The 17,330-nt window shown below is 67.1% G+C and carries 16 protein-coding genes and 1 pseudogene; 9 read left to right on the top strand and 8 right to left on the bottom strand.

Features of this window, described 5'->3' with window-relative positions; translation table 11 throughout:
• Positions 1-703: MFS transporter (locus QMX82_RS23500; protein WP_282288093.1), on the bottom strand; the 703-nt coding region annotated here is incomplete at its 3' end.
• 173 nt (positions 704-876) lie between these two features.
• Here QMX82_RS23500 and QMX82_RS23505 point away from each other — a divergent pair.
• Positions 877-1,488, top strand: coding sequence for a TetR/AcrR family transcriptional regulator (locus QMX82_RS23505; protein WP_208691513.1), 612 nt, complete (start codon positions 877-879; stop codon positions 1,486-1,488).
• A gap of 16 nt (positions 1,489-1,504) precedes the next feature.
• Here QMX82_RS23505 and QMX82_RS23510 read toward each other — a convergent pair whose 3' ends face one another.
• Complete coding sequence (locus QMX82_RS23510) at positions 1,505-2,044, bottom strand: nuclear transport factor 2 family protein (protein WP_282288061.1); 540 nt, start codon at positions 2,042-2,044, stop codon at positions 1,505-1,507.
• Positions 2,045-2,248: 204 nt separating this feature from the next.
• Entirely contained in the window at positions 2,249-3,955 is a 1,707-nt protein-coding gene (locus tag QMX82_RS23515) for an amidase (protein WP_282288063.1), read from the bottom strand.
• 228 nt (positions 3,956-4,183) lie between these two features.
• Between QMX82_RS23515 and QMX82_RS23520 the strand changes: the two genes are divergently transcribed.
• Positions 4,184-5,122 carry a cation diffusion facilitator family transporter gene (locus QMX82_RS23520; protein ID WP_282288065.1) on the top strand — a complete coding sequence of 313 codons (939 nt, stop codon included), beginning with the start codon at positions 4,184-4,186 and terminating at the stop codon, positions 5,120-5,122.
• A 10-nt stretch (positions 5,123-5,132) separates the two neighbouring features.
• Here the strand turns inward: QMX82_RS23520 and QMX82_RS23525 are convergent, their stop codons facing one another.
• Together QMX82_RS23525 and QMX82_RS23530 are read right to left on the bottom strand one after the other, a co-directional pair.
• On the bottom strand, positions 5,133-6,386 hold the full coding sequence (locus QMX82_RS23525) for a DUF2254 domain-containing protein (protein ID WP_282288067.1): 1,254 nt from the start codon (positions 6,384-6,386) through the stop codon (positions 5,133-5,135).
• A gap of 6 nt (positions 6,387-6,392) precedes the next feature.
• Positions 6,393-7,025, bottom strand: a complete 633-nt coding sequence (locus tag QMX82_RS23530; protein ID WP_158895331.1) for a cyclodeaminase/cyclohydrolase family protein — start codon at positions 7,023-7,025, stop codon at positions 6,393-6,395.
• 186 nt (positions 7,026-7,211) lie between these two features.
• Between QMX82_RS23530 and QMX82_RS23535 the strand changes: the two are divergent.
• The 4 genes and pseudogenes from QMX82_RS23535 to QMX82_RS23550 form a co-directional block, all read left to right on the top strand.
• A pseudogene (locus QMX82_RS23535) lies at positions 7,212-7,559 on the top strand (GntT/GntP/DsdX family permease); the annotation flags it as partial.
• Positions 7,560-7,686: 127 nt separating this feature from the next.
• The gene (locus QMX82_RS23540) at positions 7,687-8,238 is read left to right on the top strand and encodes a chromate transporter (protein ID WP_282288074.1); all 552 of its coding nucleotides are present in this window, start codon (positions 7,687-7,689) and stop codon (positions 8,236-8,238) included.
• Positions 8,235-8,759: a chromate transporter gene (locus QMX82_RS23545; RefSeq protein WP_282288076.1), complete on the top strand. Its 525-nt coding sequence runs from the start codon at positions 8,235-8,237 to the stop codon at positions 8,757-8,759. Before QMX82_RS23540 ends, QMX82_RS23545 begins: the two co-directional genes overlap by 4 nt.
• A 72-nt stretch (positions 8,760-8,831) precedes the next feature.
• Positions 8,832-9,743, top strand: a complete 912-nt coding sequence (locus QMX82_RS23550) for a bestrophin family protein (protein ID WP_282288078.1) — start codon at positions 8,832-8,834, stop codon at positions 9,741-9,743.
• 294 nt (positions 9,744-10,037) lie between these two features.
• On the opposite strand, the gene QMX82_RS23555 is transcribed toward QMX82_RS23550, so the two are convergent.
• Both QMX82_RS23555 and QMX82_RS23560 read right to left on the bottom strand, forming a co-directional pair.
• The gene (locus tag QMX82_RS23555) at positions 10,038-10,232 is read right to left on the bottom strand and encodes a DUF1272 domain-containing protein (protein WP_208691506.1); all 195 of its coding nucleotides are present in this window, start codon (positions 10,230-10,232) and stop codon (positions 10,038-10,040) included.
• A 16-nt stretch (positions 10,233-10,248) separates the two neighbouring features.
• Positions 10,249-11,235 (bottom strand): GlxA family transcriptional regulator, encoded by a 987-nt coding sequence (locus QMX82_RS23560; protein ID WP_208691505.1) that lies wholly within the window; start codon positions 11,233-11,235, stop codon positions 10,249-10,251.
• 137 nt (positions 11,236-11,372) lie between these two features.
• Between QMX82_RS23560 and scpB the strand changes: the two genes are divergently transcribed.
• Positions 11,373-12,116 carry an SMC-Scp complex subunit ScpB gene (scpB, locus tag QMX82_RS23565; protein ID WP_282288082.1) on the top strand — a complete coding sequence of 248 codons (744 nt, stop codon included), beginning with the start codon at positions 11,373-11,375 and terminating at the stop codon, positions 12,114-12,116.
• A gap of 1,058 nt (positions 12,117-13,174) precedes the next feature.
• On the opposite strand, the gene gap is transcribed toward scpB, so the two are convergent.
• Entirely contained in the window at positions 13,175-14,179 is a 1,005-nt protein-coding gene (gene gap, locus QMX82_RS23570) for a type I glyceraldehyde-3-phosphate dehydrogenase (RefSeq protein WP_282288084.1), read from the bottom strand.
• 136 nt (positions 14,180-14,315) lie between these two features.
• Here gap and edd point away from each other — a divergent pair, with 136 nt between their 5' ends.
• On the top strand, positions 14,316-16,145 hold the full coding sequence (gene edd, locus QMX82_RS23575) for a phosphogluconate dehydratase (protein WP_158895346.1): 1,830 nt from the start codon (positions 14,316-14,318) through the stop codon (positions 16,143-16,145).
• Entirely contained in the window at positions 16,142-17,119 is a 978-nt protein-coding gene (locus QMX82_RS23580) for a glucokinase (protein WP_280306661.1), read from the top strand. Before edd ends, QMX82_RS23580 begins: the two co-directional genes overlap by 4 nt.
• Positions 17,120-17,330 lie beyond the last annotated feature (211 nt).

The following is a 17,330-nucleotide window of genomic DNA, read 5'->3' on the forward strand; positions in this document are numbered from 1 at the left end:
CCCCGAAGGTCAGCAGCACCCGGTCGACCTGATCGCCCAGGCCGGCCAGGGCGACGAAGGGCGCGATATAGGTGTAGAGCAGGTTGTGGGCCAGCATCCAGGTAAAGACCACGCCGAGGATGGCGCGAATGCCGGGCGTGGCGAACACCTGGCGCAGTGGCAGGCGCTGGCCTTCGGTCTGCCCCGGATAGTCGGGCACCTTGGCCAGGACCCAGACGATCAGGCCGAGGGTGAGGGCGGACATGCAGGCGAAGGCCAGCCGCCAGCCCAGCAGACCACCGAGCCAGGTCCCCAGGGGCACGCCCAGCGACAGGGCGACCGGCGTGCCGATCATGGCGATGGCCATCGCCCGGCCTTGCAGGCGCGGCACTACCAGACGCCGGGCATAGCCGGCCAGCAGACTCCAGGCCAGGCCGGCCGCGGCTCCGGCGGCGAAGCGGGCGACCAGGGTCAGCGCATAGCTGGAGGAGAGCGCGGTGAGGGTGTTGAACAGCAGAAAGCCGAGGATGGTCGCCAGCAGCACCCGGCGGCGGCGCCAGCGCGCCGTTGCCAGGGTGAGGGGGATGGCGGCGGTCAGCGAGCCGGCGGCATAGGCGGTCACCGTCTGCCCGGCCAGGGCAGGGGAAACCTGGAGCCCCTGGGCGATCTCGGGGAGCAGGCCGGCGGGCAGGGTCTCGGTCATGATGCAGATGAAGCCGGTCATGGCCAGCGCCAGCAGCGCGGCGACTGGCAGGCGTTCAGGATCGGGGGTCGCGGTCACGGGTAGGCTCCTTAGATATGTATCGATCGGTATATATCTAAGCAGGAGGTGCTCTGGCTGGTCAATGAATTCTGTATCGTCTAGTATAGAAATCGAATCTGACGAGGAGTATGGCTGTGGCTCAGCTAGGGCGTCCGCGGTCCTTCGACCGGACCCAGGCAATCGATGAAGCGCTGCTGCTGTTCTGGCGCTATGGCTATGAGGCGACCTCCCTGAGTCGGCTCAAGGCGGCAATCGGCGGCGGTATCACCGCGCCCAGCTTCTATGCGGCCTTCGGTTCGAAGGAGGCGCTGTTCAAGGAGGTGGTCGCCCGCTACATGGAAACCCATGGCCGGGTGAACGATCCGCTGTTCGACGAGACGCTGGCACCCCGGGAGGCGATCGCCTCGGCCCTGTCGCGCTCGGCGCGGATGCAGTGCGATGAGCGCCTGCCCAAGGGTTGCCTGGTGGCGCTCGGCACCCTGGGCTCCTATGCGGATGAAGACTCCAACCTGCCGCTGCCCCTGCGCGAGGCCCGCGCCCGCATCCGCGCGGGGCTGCTGGCCTGCGTCGGGCGCGGTATCGCCCGCGGCGACCTTGCGCAAGGCACCGACGCTCATGCCCTGGCGACGCTGTTCGAAGGCTTTCTGCTGGGCATTTCACCCATGGCGCGGGATGGCGTGGCGTTGCCGGTCATCGAGGGCGCCATCGCAATGGCGATGACGCTGTGGGACGGCCAGCGGTCTTGATCGCACGGGCGTGTCGTCAGGGGGCCTGTCGTTCACCGGTGGGTGTGGCGGGCGAGAGGTCTGCCAGCGCGATGCGGTCGATGACGTCCTGATAGGGGGCGAGATCGAGAAAGGCCTCGACCTGGGTCGCCCGTTCCCCTGCCATCTTGAAGATCCAGACGTATTCGTTGCGATAGGGCGCGCCATCACGCGCCGTGGCCGTACCCCTCCAGCGCACCACGACCTGGTCTTCGCTCGCCCAGATGCCCTGGACCCGAGGCACGATGGGCGTGGCCAGGCGCTGCGCGAAGGGGCGTACGGCGCGCGTCAGAAAGTCCTCGCGGCCGTGGTAGGTGCCCGCCGCCGGCCCGCTGCCCTGGATGGTCCAGACCACCGTGGGTGAGAGCAGGTCGTCGAAGAGACTGCCACGTCCCGCGCTCCAGTTCGCGAAGGCCCGCTCGACCAGGCGCTGGTTGCGTTCAGGGGTGGCTTCGACGGCTGCGACACCGCTCCAGGGACCACTCAGGACGGTGAGCGACAGCAGCACGCTGCCGGTAAGACGCTTGGCTGGATTCATGGCGGTACGCTCGCAGCGGACAGGATGAGGTGGACGGCGGCGCCAGCAGAGGCACCCGCCTGGAATCCACCTTAGGCCGCTGGCGGCCTTCGCATAACCGGCGCGTGACTGGACACTCCGGTTAGCGAGCCTTGACGCCAGAGGTCACGAGCCGGTTCCGGCCGCCGGATGAAGCCGGGCGGTCAGCGTCCACGCCATCTCCGTTCAGCCCACCAGCGGTGGCGTCCGCGGTGGTATTTGACGCCTTGAGCCGGTCGCCTCATAGGCGGCGGCCAGGCGGAGCAGGTTGGTGTCGTCATAGGCGCGACCGGCGAAGGTCAGGCCCACCGGCATGCCGATGTCGGCCATCACGCCCATCGGCACGGTGACGGTCGGTACGCCCAAATGGCGGATGGCGAGGTTGCCGTTGGCGACCCAGACGCCATTGCTCCAGGCAATGTCGGCCGAGGCAGGATTGATCTCGGCATCGGCCGGCGCCACGTCGGCCACGGTGGGAAAGAGCACGGCGTCCAGGCCCTGGGCCTGCAGCCAGTCTTCCAGGTCCAGCTTGCGCGTCCGTTCCAGGCCGCGCAGGCCGTCGGGGAGGCTGGTGATCTGCTCCAGGGTCTTGAGCCCCCGTTCGGCCATGCGCACGTATTCGGCCATGCCGGCGGCCAGGTCGCCTTCCCGATTGGGCAGGGTGCCGGGCTCGTGGGGAAAGATCAGCTCGCCTTCGACGTCCACCAGGCGATTGAGCCTGGGATCGTTGTTGTCGCGCAGGAAGGTGTCGAAGCCCCAGGCGGACAGATCCCAGAGTTCGTCATGGAGAAACTCGCTGGAGACGATCCCGCGGTTGAACACCGTGGGCGCGCCGGGGCGGTCGCCTTCGCAATTGGAGACCAGCGGGAAGTCCACCTCGATCACGCTGGCGCCGGCGGCTTCCAGCGCCGCGCGGGCCTGTTCCCAAAGGGCGATCACCGAGTCACGGGTCTGGATGCGCTGACCGGTGGGGCCGCCGATGCCGGGATGCTCGCTGGTGCCGGCGTCCGGATCCTGGTTGATGAACATGCGCGGCACGCCCAGGCGCTTGCCGGCCAGGGCATTGGGGCCGGCGGCCAGGGCGGGATAGGACGCCGGGCGTACCGCCGAGGCCGGCGGCAGCGGTACCCAGGGTTGCAGGCGCCAGAGGTCGCCGGAGGTGTCGGGATCGTCCGCCACCACCACGTCGAGCACCTCCAGCAGATCGGCCATGGTGCGGGCATAGGGCACCACCACGTCCATGGTCGGTGTCAGCGGCCAGTTGCCGCGTACCGAGATGACCCCGCGCGAGGGGGTGTAGGCGCACAGGCCATTGTTGGACGCGGGGCCGCGCCCGCTGGACCAGGTTTCCTCGGCCAGGCCGAAGGCGGCGAAGCTGGCCGCGGTGGCGGTGCCGGCGCCATTGGAGGAGCCAGAGGCGAAGGGCGCGGTCAGGTAGCCGGCGTTGTAGGGACTTTCCGCGCGGCCATAGACGCCGCGCTGCATGCCGCCGTTGGCCATGGGCGGCATGTTGGTCTTGCCTAGGCAGATGGCGCCGGCGGCGCGCAGCCGTTCGACGGTGAAGGCGTCGCGCTGGGCGACCAGGTCCTTGAAGGCCTGACTGCCGGAGGCGGCGGTCAGGCCCTTGACCAGGTAGCTGTCCTTGGCGGTGTAGGGGATGCCGTCCAGCGGTCCCAGGGTCTCGCCGCGGGCGCGGCGACGGTCGGACGCGGCGGCTTCGGCCAGGGCCTCGGGGTTGCGCACCACCACGGCGTTGAGCGCCGTGGCGCTGGCGGGCGGGTCGTAGGCGTCGATCCGGGCCAGGTAGGCCTCGACCAGTTGCACCGCAGTGGTCTGGCCGGTTTCGAGTGCGCGACGCAACTCGGCGATGGAGCGTTCGGTAACTTCGATCATGGTGGGTCGCCGTTGAGGATTCCGCGGTCCGGGAGCGGCGGCTGCCAGAGCTCCCGGGAGAAAAAAAGCACCGATGCAGTGTACACCCGAAGCCTGCCGGCTTCTGATTGCGCCCGCGCATGGAGGCCTTGCCGGACCGCCCATGCAGGTTGGCCCGGCGACCTCTATCCTTGGCCTGAATTGAACCTCTTCGCCATGCCTGGCGGCGATCGGCAACCGGAGTCGAGCATGTTGAAACGCCTGAGCAACGAGCGCACGGTGCTGCGCTTTTCCATTGCCGTCACGGTGCTGCTGGCGGTCGTGGGTATCGCCTTCGGGGTGCTGTCCGGCTCCTATGCCATCGTCTTCGACGGCTTCTATTCACTGACCGACGCCTTCATGAGCGGTGTGGCGCTGCTGGTGGCCATGCTGATCCACCGACATGCGCAGGAACCGGAGGGCGATCGGCGGCTGGCCGAGCGCTTCAACATGGGTTTCTGGCACCTCGAACCCATGGTCCTTGCCCTCAACGGCAGCGTGCTGTGCATCGTGGCCTGTTATGCGCTGGTCAACTCGATCATCAGCCTGATGAGTGGCGGCAAGGCCCTGGCGTTCGGCATGGCGCTGCTCTATGCGCTGGTCGCGGCCCTGAGCTGCTTCGGTTTCGCCGCCCTCGTGCACCGGCTGAACCGCGACATCCAGTCGGACTTCCTCAGGCTCGACATCAAGAGCTGGATCATGTCGGGCAGCATCTCGGCCGCCCTGGTGGTGGCCTTCCTGGTCGGCGCCCTGGCCCAGGGGACGGCCTATGCCAGGATCACGCCCTACATCGATCCCCTGGTGCTGTCGATCATCTGCGTACTGATCATTCCGATACCGCTGAAGCTGGTCTGGCAGGCCTTCAGCGAGATCCTCATGGTGACCCCGCCGGCACTCAAGCAGCAGGTCGATGAAGTCGCCCAGGGCATGGTCACGCGCTTCGGCTTTCTCGACTATCGCGCCTATGTGGCCAAGGTCGGGCGGGCGCGGCAGATCGAGCTGTACTTCATCGTGCCCCTGGGGTGGCCGGCCAAGACCCTGGACGAATGGGACGCCATCCGTGACCAGATCGGCGAGGCCATCGGCGGCGAGGGTCCGGACCGCTGGCTGACCATCGCCTTCACCACCGATCCGGCCTGGTCGCGCTAGCGCCGCACTGCTAGCGCACCGTGCAGAGGCGTTCGACGTCCGCGGCCAGTTGCTGGAGGACGACGCGGTCGTCGGCCTGGCCGAGGGTGGCCTCGGCCCGGGCCAATGCCAGGCGTGAATGCCGCAGGCACTCGCGCCTGATCCGCGCATCACCCTGGACCGCCAGGCGCGCCAGGGCTTTCTGCAGGCGCATGCCCACTTCCACCAGCGGCGCCGCATCGCGCCCCACCGGCAGGAAGAAGTCGTCGAACAGATCGTCCAGCGACAGGTCCGGCACCTCGATCCGTGGATAGCGGGGCTCGACCGGCTCGCGTCTTTCGGTAAGGGCGGTCAGCAACCGTTGCGCGCGACCGAGGATGGCGATGGCGGTACCCGAGTCGCTGCGGGAGGGCACCAGCGCCCCGGTGGCGATCTCGCCCAGTACCGTCAGGCCAAAGCGCGGATCCTGGTCGTGTACCCGACGGGCATCCAGGGTGAAGGCGGCGCGCAGGCGCTCGTCCTTTTCCGCAGGCAGGCCCTCGACCCAGAGCAGCGGCTGCGCCGGATCGAGGAAGGCGCCGGGCAGCGCGGCCAGGCGCAGGCGACCCTGGTCGCCGCAGAGGTCCGCCAGCAGCGGCATGTCCACCCGTTGCAGATAACCGGTGCGGTCGGCCATGACCGGGCGGCCACTGGCGGGCTCATCGACGGGCGCCGCCACCCCGCCCAGGTACGGGACGCTCAGCCAGCGTTGCAGACTGTGCCGGGCGGCGTCTTCGATGCTGTCGCTGGTGGCATCCAGTTGGCCCAGTCGTGACAGATGGTCGATCCAGCGCAGCAGGGTGAAGACGATCAGCAGGATCACCACGAGGGTCACGGCAAAGAGCACCACCCGGCCGTTGTCGCCGTAGAGGCCGGTGCTCAGGGCGATGATGCCGACCAGGCTGAACAGGAAGGAGCCGAGAAAGGTGGCCAGAGCGTTCTGGGTGGTGCTGTCCTCCAGCAGCAGCGGATAGGCACGGGGCGTCACGCTGCTGGCGGCGGCGTTGTAGGCCGTCACCATGGTGCTCAGCGAAAAGGTGGTCACCGCCAGCATGCTGCTGGCGATGATGGTGAGGATCTTGTCGACGGCATCGGCGCCGACCTTCGCCGGCAGTGTCGCCGGGATATGGTCACGCAGGAGCAGGGCGAGGAGGGCCGTCGCCACCCCGGCAACCGAGAACAGCGTGGCGCGAAACCACAGGCGTCGCTGGAATCCGCGCAGGACCCAGCCCAGGCGGGCCAGCACCGGCCTTCAGCCCATGGCCGGCGGGACGGGGGTGGCGCTCAGCTGGGCGAGACGCTGGTCGGCCTGTTGCCTGAGCTTGTCGCGCATCTGCCGGGTAGCCTCGCGGGCATCGCCGGATTTAAGGCCGTTGCGGTCGGCGTCCACGGTGGTGAGCACCGCGCCCAGGGCGCCATGCACCAAGCGGCCGCCGGCCAGGGTATCGCTGCGCAGCGGTTCGACGGTGAGCGGCGTGGCGATGACGGCGAGATCCAGGGCTTCCAGGCACAGCTGGGCGGTGGCGATGGGGATCTGCACGGCGTTGGCCGCGGCCAGGTTGAGCGCCTGCTGGCGGCGTTCGCCCGCCGCGGTGGCGCCGCTGGCCTGACGATCGGCTTCCAGATAGTTGGCGAATGCCTGGACGTCGGCATCGGCGCAGGTGCTCAGTGCCTCCTGCAGGCGCTCGCCCACGGCGATCAGGTCGGCATGGCGGGTCACCGGCTGGCGCTGCTGGCTGAGCTTCAGGCCCTTGAGGATCAGCGCGACACCCAGGCAGGCCGCCACGGTGGCCGCCGCGCCACTGCCCGGCGTCGGCAGGGTGGAGCCAGTACCGTCGCGGAACTGGGCGAGGGTCTGCTGCCAGAGAGTAGAGGTTTCGTTCATGCCAACCGCCTGCGAGCAAAAGGGAAGGGGATTCGGTCACGACCGACCGCAGTTTGGATCGTGGGAAACGGCTGAGGTTCGCACGCTAAGTGCAATAAGGGACAGGCTTTATTTCGATTTGCGTCGTACCTCGGACGGCGTTTCAGGTGAGGAAATCCTGAAACGACAAGTTACAAGGCGTCTTCCGTGGCTGCTGCTGCGCTCGCCTGGGTCACCCACGACACCCGGCCGATCTTCTGCTGTCTGGCCGCCATCCTGGCCAGCGTCCTGCTCCTTGGCGTCACCCGCCTGCCACCCTTGCTGTCCATCCTCGACGGTACCTCCATCGCTGGGCGGCTCGCCGAGGCGGTGGCCAAGGCGTTCAGCAGGGGTGCGGGTGGCATCCTCGGCGAGGCCGGCATCATCATCGCGCCGGGTTCCAGGCTCGGCGCGATGATGGCCGAAGCCGGCGCCGCCGACCGCATCGGCAGTACCCTGCTGGGACTGGGCAAGGGCCGCAGCCGGCCGTGGGGCATGGCGCGGGTGGCCAAGGTGCGCGAGTCCTTCGGCCTGAAGCTGAAGCAGACCCTGGAGGTCTGGTCGGTGCTGCAGACGCTGGTTTCCATCACCGGCCTTGCAGGTAAGCTATTGTTGTCGCTCTGGATCTGACGAACACCTGCCCATGGATAACGACTCCACCTCGAACCGGCCGCGGCGCCGCGATCTCTTTCTCGGCTTCTTCGGCCTGGGCATCACGGCCTTCGGCGGGGTGCTGCCGCTGGCGCGGCGCTACCTGGTGGAGAAGCGGCGCTGGCTGTCGGTGGAGGAGTTCACCGAATTGCTCGGTCTCTGCCAGTTCCTGCCAGGCGGCAACATCATCAACCTCTCGGTGGCGGTGGGCATGAGATTCGCCGGCTGGAGCGGCGCTCTGGCCGCTGCCGCCGGACTGCTGGTGGGCCCGACCCTGGTGGTGGTCGGCCTGGGCGTGCTCTACGACCGCTACCACGACGATCCCCTGGTGGGTCGCGCCTTTGCCGGGCTCGCCGCGGCGGCGGCCGGGCTGCTGGTGGCCATGGCGGTCAAGCTCGTCCAGCCCCTGCGCGGGCGCTGGCTGGCCCTGGGCATCGCCTGCCTGGCCTTTCTCGCCCTGGCGCTGCTCAAGCTGCCGCTGCTCTGGACCATGCTGGTGCTCACCCCCATCAGCGTGCTGCTCAGCTATCGGCAGGGCCTATGAGTACGACCCTGCTGACGCTGGCGCTGATCTTCACCCAGCTGTCGCTGCTGGCCTTCGGCGGTGGCAACTCGGTGCTGCCGGAGATGCAGCGCCAGGTGGTGACGGTGCATGGCTGGATGAGCGCCGCCGACTTCGCCGCGCTGTTCGCTCTGGCCCAGGCTGCGCCCGGTCCCAATCTGATGATCGTGCCGTTGATCGGCTGGCATGTGGCCGGCTGGCCGGGGCTGCTGGTGACCTCCCTGGCCAAGTTCGTGCCGTCCTCGCTGCTGACCCTGGGCGTGCTGCACCTCTGGCAGCGCTTCGCCGACCGCCCCTGGCGGCGTCATCTGCAGGCCGGGCTGGTGCCGGTCACCGTCGGCCTGGTGGCGGCCAGCGCCTGGCTGGTGGGCAGCAGCGTGGCCACCGCGCCGCTGTGGGTGCTGATTCTGGCGGTGGGCGCCCTGGGCTCGCTGTTCACCCGCTGGCACCCGCTGTGGCTGCTGGCCGGCGGGGCCCTGGTCGGGGTGCTGTTCGGCCCCTGACCCGCCAGGGGTCCCAGGCACTGTCGCGCTCGGGCGGCGTCGAAGCCAGAACTTCACGCGAGAGCACCCTTAGTGATCACCCGTCCCCAGAATCCCTCGCTGCGCGAACTGCTGTTCACGGTGCGCGGCTCCATCGTCCAGGCGATCTGGCCCAAGCTGCTCTATGTGATACTGCTGAGCCTGGCGGTGACCCTGAGCCATGGCGTCATCCTGAGCTTCGACTTCGGCCTCACCACCACGCCCCTGACCCTCTGGGGCCTGACCCTGGCGATCTTCCTCGGCTTTCGCAACACCACGGCCTACCAGCGCTTCTGGGAGGCGCGCGGTCTGTGGGGCGAGCTGCTGATCGCCGGACGCAACCTGGCGCGCCAGGTCGAGACCCTGTTACCCGGGCTGAACGCGGCCGAGCGCCGCCAGTTGCTGACCCCGCTGCTGGCCTTCGGTTATGCCTTGCGTGACCACCTACGCCGTGAAGCGCCGTCTGCCGATCTGCAACGGGTGCTGGCGGGGGAAGAGCGCCTGCTCGCCGCGCCTCACCGACCCAGTGCGCTGATCCGCCGGCTGGGCACCCTGCTGGTTGCCCGGGCACGACAGGAAGGGCTCGGTGATCCACTGATCGCCAATGTCGACAACCAGCTGGACCGGCTGACCGCGGTGCTCAGCGGCTGCGAACGCATTCGCCAGACTCCCATTCCCTATCCCTACATCCTGATGCTGCACCGGGTGGTGCACGTCTATTGCTTTCTGCTGCCGTTCTGCCTGGTGGATAGCCTGGGCTGGTTCACGCCGCTGGCGGTGCTGGTGCTGGCCTACACCTTCTTCGGCCTGGACGCCCTGGGCGACCAGATCGCCGACCCTTTCGGCACCCAGCCCAACCACCTGCCGCTGGACGCCCTCAGCCGTGGTCTGGAGATCGCCGTGCTGGATCTGCTGGGCGAGCCTACGCCGGAGCCGATCCGCGCGGAGGCGGGGTTGCTGAGATAAGGGTGGACCGCCGCTCTGGCGCCGAACGCCTGCACGAATAGCCCCCTCTCCCCCTGGGAGAGGGCTGGGGTGTGGGCACGCCTCGCTGCGGACGCTGGGCACGACGGTACGCCCAGGATGGTAGCCTGATGATTGACCAGGAGCTTGCCGGTTCCGCCAGAGACGAACGCCTGCACGAATCGCCCCCTCTCCCCCTGGGAGAGGGCTGGGGTGAGGGACGCCTCGCTGCGGACACCCAGTGGAAAAGGCTGCGCCGTTTTCCCCGCTACGCCTGTCGATATGCCCGGTGGCGACTCAGTCCACTGCGTCCTTGGGTACCCGCCGCGGTCGCCTGACCAGCTCCCCGCGACAGTTCGGACACTGCCCCTGCAGCGGCCCGGCGGCGCATTCCGTGCAAAAGGTGCACTCATAGGAGCAGATCACCGCCTCTTCGCTGCCCATCGGCAAGGCCTTGGCGCAGTGTTCACACGAGGTCCGCATTTCCAGCATGGCTGTCTCTCCTTGATCAGGCGCCAAAGCGCGCCGCATAGTCCTGGGGGCTGACCGCCAGGTGTTTGTGAAAGGTGCGCCGGAGATTTTCCGGATGGCCGAAGCCGCACAGGCGCGAGACCGTACCGATGGAAGCCTGGCCATCCTGCAAGAGCACCCGCGCCGTCTCCAGGCGGACCTGCTCGACATAGCGGCCCGGCCCCATGCCGACCTCGCGGCTGAACAGCCGCGACAGGGTGCGCGGCGCCATATGGGCCCGCTCGGCCAGTCGCTCTAGGCCCAGGTCTTCCCCCAGGTGACCGGGAATCCAGTCGAGCAGGGCGGCCAGCCGTGGTGTCCGTCCCGGATCGGGCGCCAGACAGGCGCTGAATTGCGCCTGCCCGCCGGGACGGCGCAGGAACATCACCAGCCGGCGCGCCACCGCCAGCGCCAGCGGACGTCCGAGATCGGCTTCCACCAGCGCCAGGGCCAGGTCGATGCCGGCGGTGACGCCGGCCGAGGTAAAGACATGAGGATCGCCATCACGCCCCAGGGGGTCGTAGGTATGCAGGCGATCGCCCTGAACCTCAATGCCCGCAAAGGTGGCGAGTTCGTCGACATAGGCCCAGTGGGTGGTGGCGCGGCGACCGTTCAACAGCCCGGCGCTGGCCAGCAGCAGGGCACCGGAACACACCGAGCCGAGTCGTCGCACCCGGGGTTCCAGATCGCGCAGCCAGGCCTGCAAGCCGGCGTCCTGGCGTAGCGTCTCGATGCCTATGCCGCCGGGAATCAACAGGGTATCCACCTCGCCCACGTCGAGGTCGTACCAGCTCTGTTCGGCCTGGATACCGATACCGGCCGACGTCCTGACCAGCCCCTCGGCGGCGCCCAGCAGGCGCAGCTGGTAATAGGCGGGCAGGCCCTGGCGTTCCCGTTCCAGATTGGCCGAGGCGAATACCTGCAGCGGGCCGGTGACGTCCAGACTCATGACGTTGGGGTAGAGCAGGGCAGCGATCAGCGGCATGGATGGCTCTCCGTAGCGATCTGCCGAGCATGCCCTGGCTGCCAGTCTGGCGACAAGGTCAAATACCCCACGGATCTCGCCATCCGGTGGCCGGTTGGATTTGGCGTGACCCGCGCCCGGCCGTATCATCGCCGCCCATGAACTACACCGATCCCAAGCAACTGGCGCCCCTGCTGGAAGCCATCCTGCTCGCCGCCGGCCGACCCCTGACCCTGGAACGCCTGGCCGAACTCTTCGAAGAGTACGAACGCCCCGAGCCCGCGCACCTGCGCGCGGGTCTCGCGGTGCTCGGCGGGTCCTGCCGCAAGCGCGGCTTCGAACTCAAGGAAGTGGCCTCCGGCTATCGCCTGCAGGTGCGCGAAAAGTACGCGCCCTGGGTCGGGCGACTTTGGGAGGAGCGTCCGCCGCGCTATTCCCGCGCCATGCTGGAGACCCTGGCGCTGATCGCCTATCGGCAGCCCATTACCCGTGGCGAGATCGAGGAGGTGCGCGGGGTGGCGGTCAACAGCCAGATCGTCAAAACGCTGCTGGAGCGCGACTGGATCCGCGTGGTCGGCTATCGCGACGTGCCCGGCCGCCCGGCGATGTTTGCCACCACCAGGACCTTTCTCGACTACTTCGACCTGCGCAGCCTCGACCAGCTGCCGCCCCTGGCCGAGGTGCGCCAGCTGGAGCCGGAGCCGGCCTCGGTGCTGGAAGACCCCGAGCTGAGCCTGGCGGCGCTGGGGGTAGGGGAGCCGAAGGACGAGGAGGACACCCTGGTGATCCCCGAGCGCACCAGTTTCCGTACTCTGCTCACCGAACTGGACGCCATGGAGACCGGCCTCAAGACCGATTTCGATGACCTGCGCCAGGCGGCGGACGAGGAAGACGAGGGTTGAGTCAGGCCTGTTGGGCTTCGCGCTGCTCAACCCAACCTACCCGCTGAACGCCCTTTCCAGCCGGAAGATCACTCCTCACTCGATCAACCCCCTCTCCCTGTGGGAGAGGGCTGGGGTGAGGGCAGGACTTACAGGGTATGCCCGAGCGGAAAAGGCTGCGCCGTTTTCCACGCTACGGTGCTCCCCTGGCTGCGGAAGATCATTCCTCGCTCGATCAACCCCCTCTCCCCGTGGGAGAGGGCTGGGGTGAGGGCAGGACTTACAGGGTATGCCCGAGCGGAAAAGGCTGCGCCGTTTTCCACGCTACGGTGCTCCCCTGGCTGCGGAAGATCATCTCTCGCTCGATCAACCCCCTCTCCCTGTGGGAGAGGGCTGGGGTGAGGGCAGGGCTTACGGGGCATGCCAAAGCGGAAAAGGCTGCGTCGTTTTCCGCGCTACGGTGCTCCCCTGACTGCGGAAGATCACCCCCCGCTCGATCAACCCCCTCTCCCTGTGGGAGAGGGCTGGGGTGAGGGCAGGCCTTACGGGGCATGCCCAAGCGGAAAAGGCTGCGCCGTTTTCCACGCTACGGTGCTCTCCTGGCTGCGGAAGATCACCCCTCACTCGATCAACCCCCTCTCCCTGTGGGAGAGGGCTGGGGTGAGGGCAGGGCTTACGGGGCATGCCCAAGCGGGACAGGCGGCGCCGTTTTCCACGCTACGGTGTTCCCCTGACTGCGGAAGATCACCCCTCGCTTGAATAACCCCCTCTCCCTGTGGGAGAGGGTTGGGGTGAGGGCAGGGCTTACGGGGTATGCCCAAGCGGAAAAGGCTACGCCGTTTTCCACGCTACGGTTTTCCAGTTATCTGATACGTATCGCGGCCATGGCGGTGCGCCGTAGCGACCGCTCCTACTGCAGCTGGATCTTCTGTAGGAGCGGCCCATGGCCGCGATAAAGACAGTTGCTCCTATCTTCGGCACTCCCCCGTAGGAGCTACCGCATCTGTGGACCGACCTTGCCGCAACTGAAAATGAAAAAAGCGCCCGAAGGCGCTTTTTTCCATCAGGTCTTACAGACCTCAGGCCGGCGCGTTGACCAGCGCCTTGCAGGTATCGAGCATACGGTTGGAGAAGCCCCACTCGTTGTCGTACCAGGCCATGATCTTCACCAGCTTGCCGCTCACCTTGGTGTGGTTGGCGTCGAAGATCGACGACAGGCGGTTGTGGTTGAAGTCGATGGAGACCAGCGGCTTGTCGTTGTAGCCCAGGACCGGCGAAGCTTCGGCCGCCGCCTTCATGAAGACGTTGAGGGTCTTGGCGTCGGTTTCCTTGGCGGTCAGGATGGTCAAATCGACCAGCGACACGTTGATGGTCGGCACCCGCACCGCCATGCCGCTAAACTTGCCTTGCAGCTCCGGCAGAACCAGACCCACCGCCTCGGCGGCACCGGTCTTGGTCGGGATCATCGACTGGGTGGCCGAACGCGCCCGGAAGGGGTCGGAGTGGTAGACGTCCGACAGGTTCTGGTCGTTGGTGTAGGCATGGATGGTGGTCATCAGACCGTTCTCGATACCCAGCTCGCGCTGTAGCACCTGGGCGACCGGCGCCAGGCAGTTGGTGGTGCAGGAGGCATTGGAGATGATCTGGTGCGACTGGCGCAGGATGTTGTCATTGACGCCATAGACGATGGTGGCGTCCACGTCCTTGCCCGGGGCCGAGATGATCACCTTGGCGGCGCCGGCTTCCAGGTGGGCGGCGGCCTTGTCGCGGCTGGTGAAGAGACCGGTGCATTCGAACACCACGTCGATCTTCAGGTCCTTCCACGGCAGCTCGGCCGGGTTGCGGATGGCCGTCACGGCGATGCGGTCACCATTGACCACCAGCTTGTCGCCCTCGACGGACACCTCGGCAGGGAAGCGGTCATGAACGCTGTCATACTGTAGGAGATGCGCATTGATGGCGGCGTCGCCCAGGTCGTTGATCGCAACGACCTCCAGGTCCTGGCGATAGCCCTCGGTATACAGCGCCCGCAGCACGTTGCGGCCGATGCGTCCAAAACCATTGATGGCAATACGAATACTCATTGAGAGAAACCTCGCGATAGCTGGGTTTTGTTGTAAAAAACATTACACATGACGCGTGCTAAGCGGAATAATAGCGCCAATTTGGCTGTGAATGTTTGAAATAACAACAAATTTAGCCCGGTGGAGAATCGAAACCATGCATCCTCGCGTCCTCGAAGTCACACAGCGGTTGGTGGAACGCAGTCGTCCGACCCGTGAGCGTTACCTCGCCATGATCCGGGCCGCCGCCAGCGACGGTCCGCAGCGCGGCAAGCTGCAATGCGCTAATTTTGCCCATGGCGTCGCCGGGTGTGGATCCTCGACGGATAAGCAGCGCCTCCGTTTGATGGACCAGGCCAACGTCGCCATCGTTTCCAGCTACAACGACATGTTGTCGGCTCATCAGCCCTACGAGCACTACCCGGAGCTGATCAAACAGGCCCTGCGCGAGATCGGCTCCGTCGGTCAGTTCGCCGGTGGCGTGCCGGCCATGTGCGACGGCGTGACCCAGGGCGAGGCCGGCATGGAGCTCAGCCTGGCGAGTCGTGAAGTCATCGCCATGTCCACCGCCGTGGCCCTGTCGCACAACATGTTCGACGCCGCGCTGCTGCTGGGCATCTGCGACAAGATCATCCCCGGCCTGATGATCGGCGCGCTGCGTTTCGGCCATCTGCCGATGATCTTCGTCCCGGGCGGCCCGATGCCGTCGGGCATCTCCAACAAGGAGAAGGCGCGCGTGCGCCAGGCCTTCGCCGAGGGCAAGGCGACCCGCGAGGAGTTGCTGGAGTCGGAGATGAAGTCCTACCACAGCCCTGGCACCTGCACCTTCTATGGCACCGCCAACACCAACCAGGTGGTGATGGAGGTCATGGGCCTGCACCTGCCGGGGTCCTCCTTCGTCAATCCCTACACCCCGCTGCGTGACGAACTCACCCGCGAGGCGGCGCGCCAGGTGACCCGCATCACCCATCAGGGCGGCAACTTCATGCCGCTGGGCGAGATCGTCGACGAGAAGTCCATCGTCAACTCGGTGGTAGCCCTGAGCGCCACCGGTGGCTCGACCAACCACACCCTGCACATCCCGGCCATCGCCCAGGCCGCCGGTATCCAGCTGACCTGGGACGACATGGCCGAGATCTCGGCGGTCACCCCGACCCTGGCCCAGGTCTATCCCAACGGCAAGGCCGACGTGAACCACTTCCATGCCGCCGGTGGCGTCAACTTCATGGTGCACACCCTGCTCGAAGCCGGACTGCTGCACGAAGACGTCAACACCATCATGGGCCGTGGCCTGTCGCGCTACCTGCAGGAACCCTTCCTGGTGGACGGCAAGCTGGAGTGGCGCACCGGCCGGGCCGAAAGCCTGGACGAGGACATCCTGCGTCCGGCCAGCCGGCCGTTCAACGAGGAGGGCGGCCTGCGCGTCATGCAGGGCAATCTCGGGCGTGGCGTGATGAAGGTGTCGGCGGTGGCGCCCAACCATCAGGTGGTGGAAGCCCCGGCGCGGGTCTTCCATGACCAGAGCGAACTGGCGGCCGCCTTCAAGGCCGGCGAGCTGGAGCGCGACTTCGTCGCGGTGGTACGTTTCCAGGGGCCCAAGGCCCTGGGCATGCCCGAGCTGCACAAGCTCACCCCCTACCTCGGCGTGCTGCAGGATCGCGGTTTCAAGGTGGCGCTGGTCACCGACGGCCGCATGTCCGGTGCCTCGGGCAAGGTCCCGGCGGCGATCCACCTCTGTCCGGAAGCCATTGATGGCGGGCCGCTGGCCAAGGTCTGTGACGACGATCTCATTCGTGTCGATGGACGCACCGGAGAGCTGAAGATTCTGGTCCCGGCGGACGAATGGATGGCTCGCCAGGCGGTCGAAGCGCCCCAGGGCACCGGGGTAGGCTGTGGTCGTGAGTTGTTCGCCTTCATGCGCGGCGCCATGAGTACCGCTGAATCGGGTGCCAGTGCATTCACTTCCAGTCTGGAGGCGCTGAAATGAGTTTGGCTTTGGTTGGCGACATCGGGGGCACCAATGCCCGCTTCGCCCTGTGGCGCGACGGTCGCCTGGAGGCCATCGAGGTCTTCGCCTGTGCGGATTACGCCTGTCCGGAAGATGCCGTGCGCAAGTATCTGGCGCAGAGCGGCGTGGCGCTGGATGACATCACCGCCGTGTGCCTCGCCTGTGCGGGCCCGGTGGGCGAGGGTGATTTCCGCTTCACCAACAATCACTGGGTGATCAAGCGCGAGCAATTCTGTCGCGAGCTGGGGCTGACCCATCTGCTGCTGATCAACGACTTCACGTCCATGGCCTGGGCCATCGCCCGCCTGGACCCGGCGGACTCCGTCCAGGTGCGCGACGGCACCGCCTTGCCGACCCGTCCGCGCCTGGTGATCGGGCCAGGCACCGGCCTGGGTCTCGCCAGCCTGGTACCCAGTGGCAAGGATCGCTGGATCGTGTTGCCGAGCGAGGGTGGTCACGTCGACCTGCCGATCAACACCCAGCGCGAATTCGATATCTGGAAGATCCTCAAGCGCCAGTTCGGCAACCACGTCTCCGCCGAGCGCGTGGTGTCCGGCAGCGGCCTGGTCAACCTCTATCACGCGAGTTGCGAACTGGACGGCCGCACCGCCGCCCTGCACAGCGCGGCGGACATCTGCGAGCTGGCGCTCAAGGGTGACCCCTATGCCGACGCCGTGCTGGAGCAGTTCTTCATCTGGCTGGCGCGGGTCGCCGGCAACGCGGCCCTCACCCTGGGCGCCCTGGGTGGCGTCTACATCGCCGGCGGCATCCTGCCGCGCTTCGTCGAGCGTTTCCAGAGCGGGGCCTTCGCCCATGCCTTCGCCGACAAGGGCAAGACCAGCAGCGCCTACCTCAAGGACATCCCGGCCTGGCTGGTGACCGCCGAGTACCCGGGGCTGTTCGGTGCCGGCGTCGCCCTGGACCAGACCATCGCCGAAGCGCGCCAGGTCTAAGAGCCTGTTCAAAGTCTGCTGCGCGTCGGCCAAACTGCGTTAAAAATGGCTTCGGAATGCTCATTTACCACTCGTAAACTCTGCTTCCTCAGCCATTTTTGCCTTGTTTGGCTCTAGCTCGCGAGCCTTTGAACGGGCTCCGATCCACTCCGGGGCCGGGCGACTACTCAAGGTCGCCCGGCCCCGGTATGCTGCCGGCACTACCGGTAGC

This window comes from Pseudomonas sp. PS02302 (genome assembly GCF_029959585.1).
Taxonomy (GTDB): domain Bacteria; phylum Pseudomonadota; class Gammaproteobacteria; order Pseudomonadales; family Pseudomonadaceae; genus Chryseomonas; species Chryseomonas aestiva.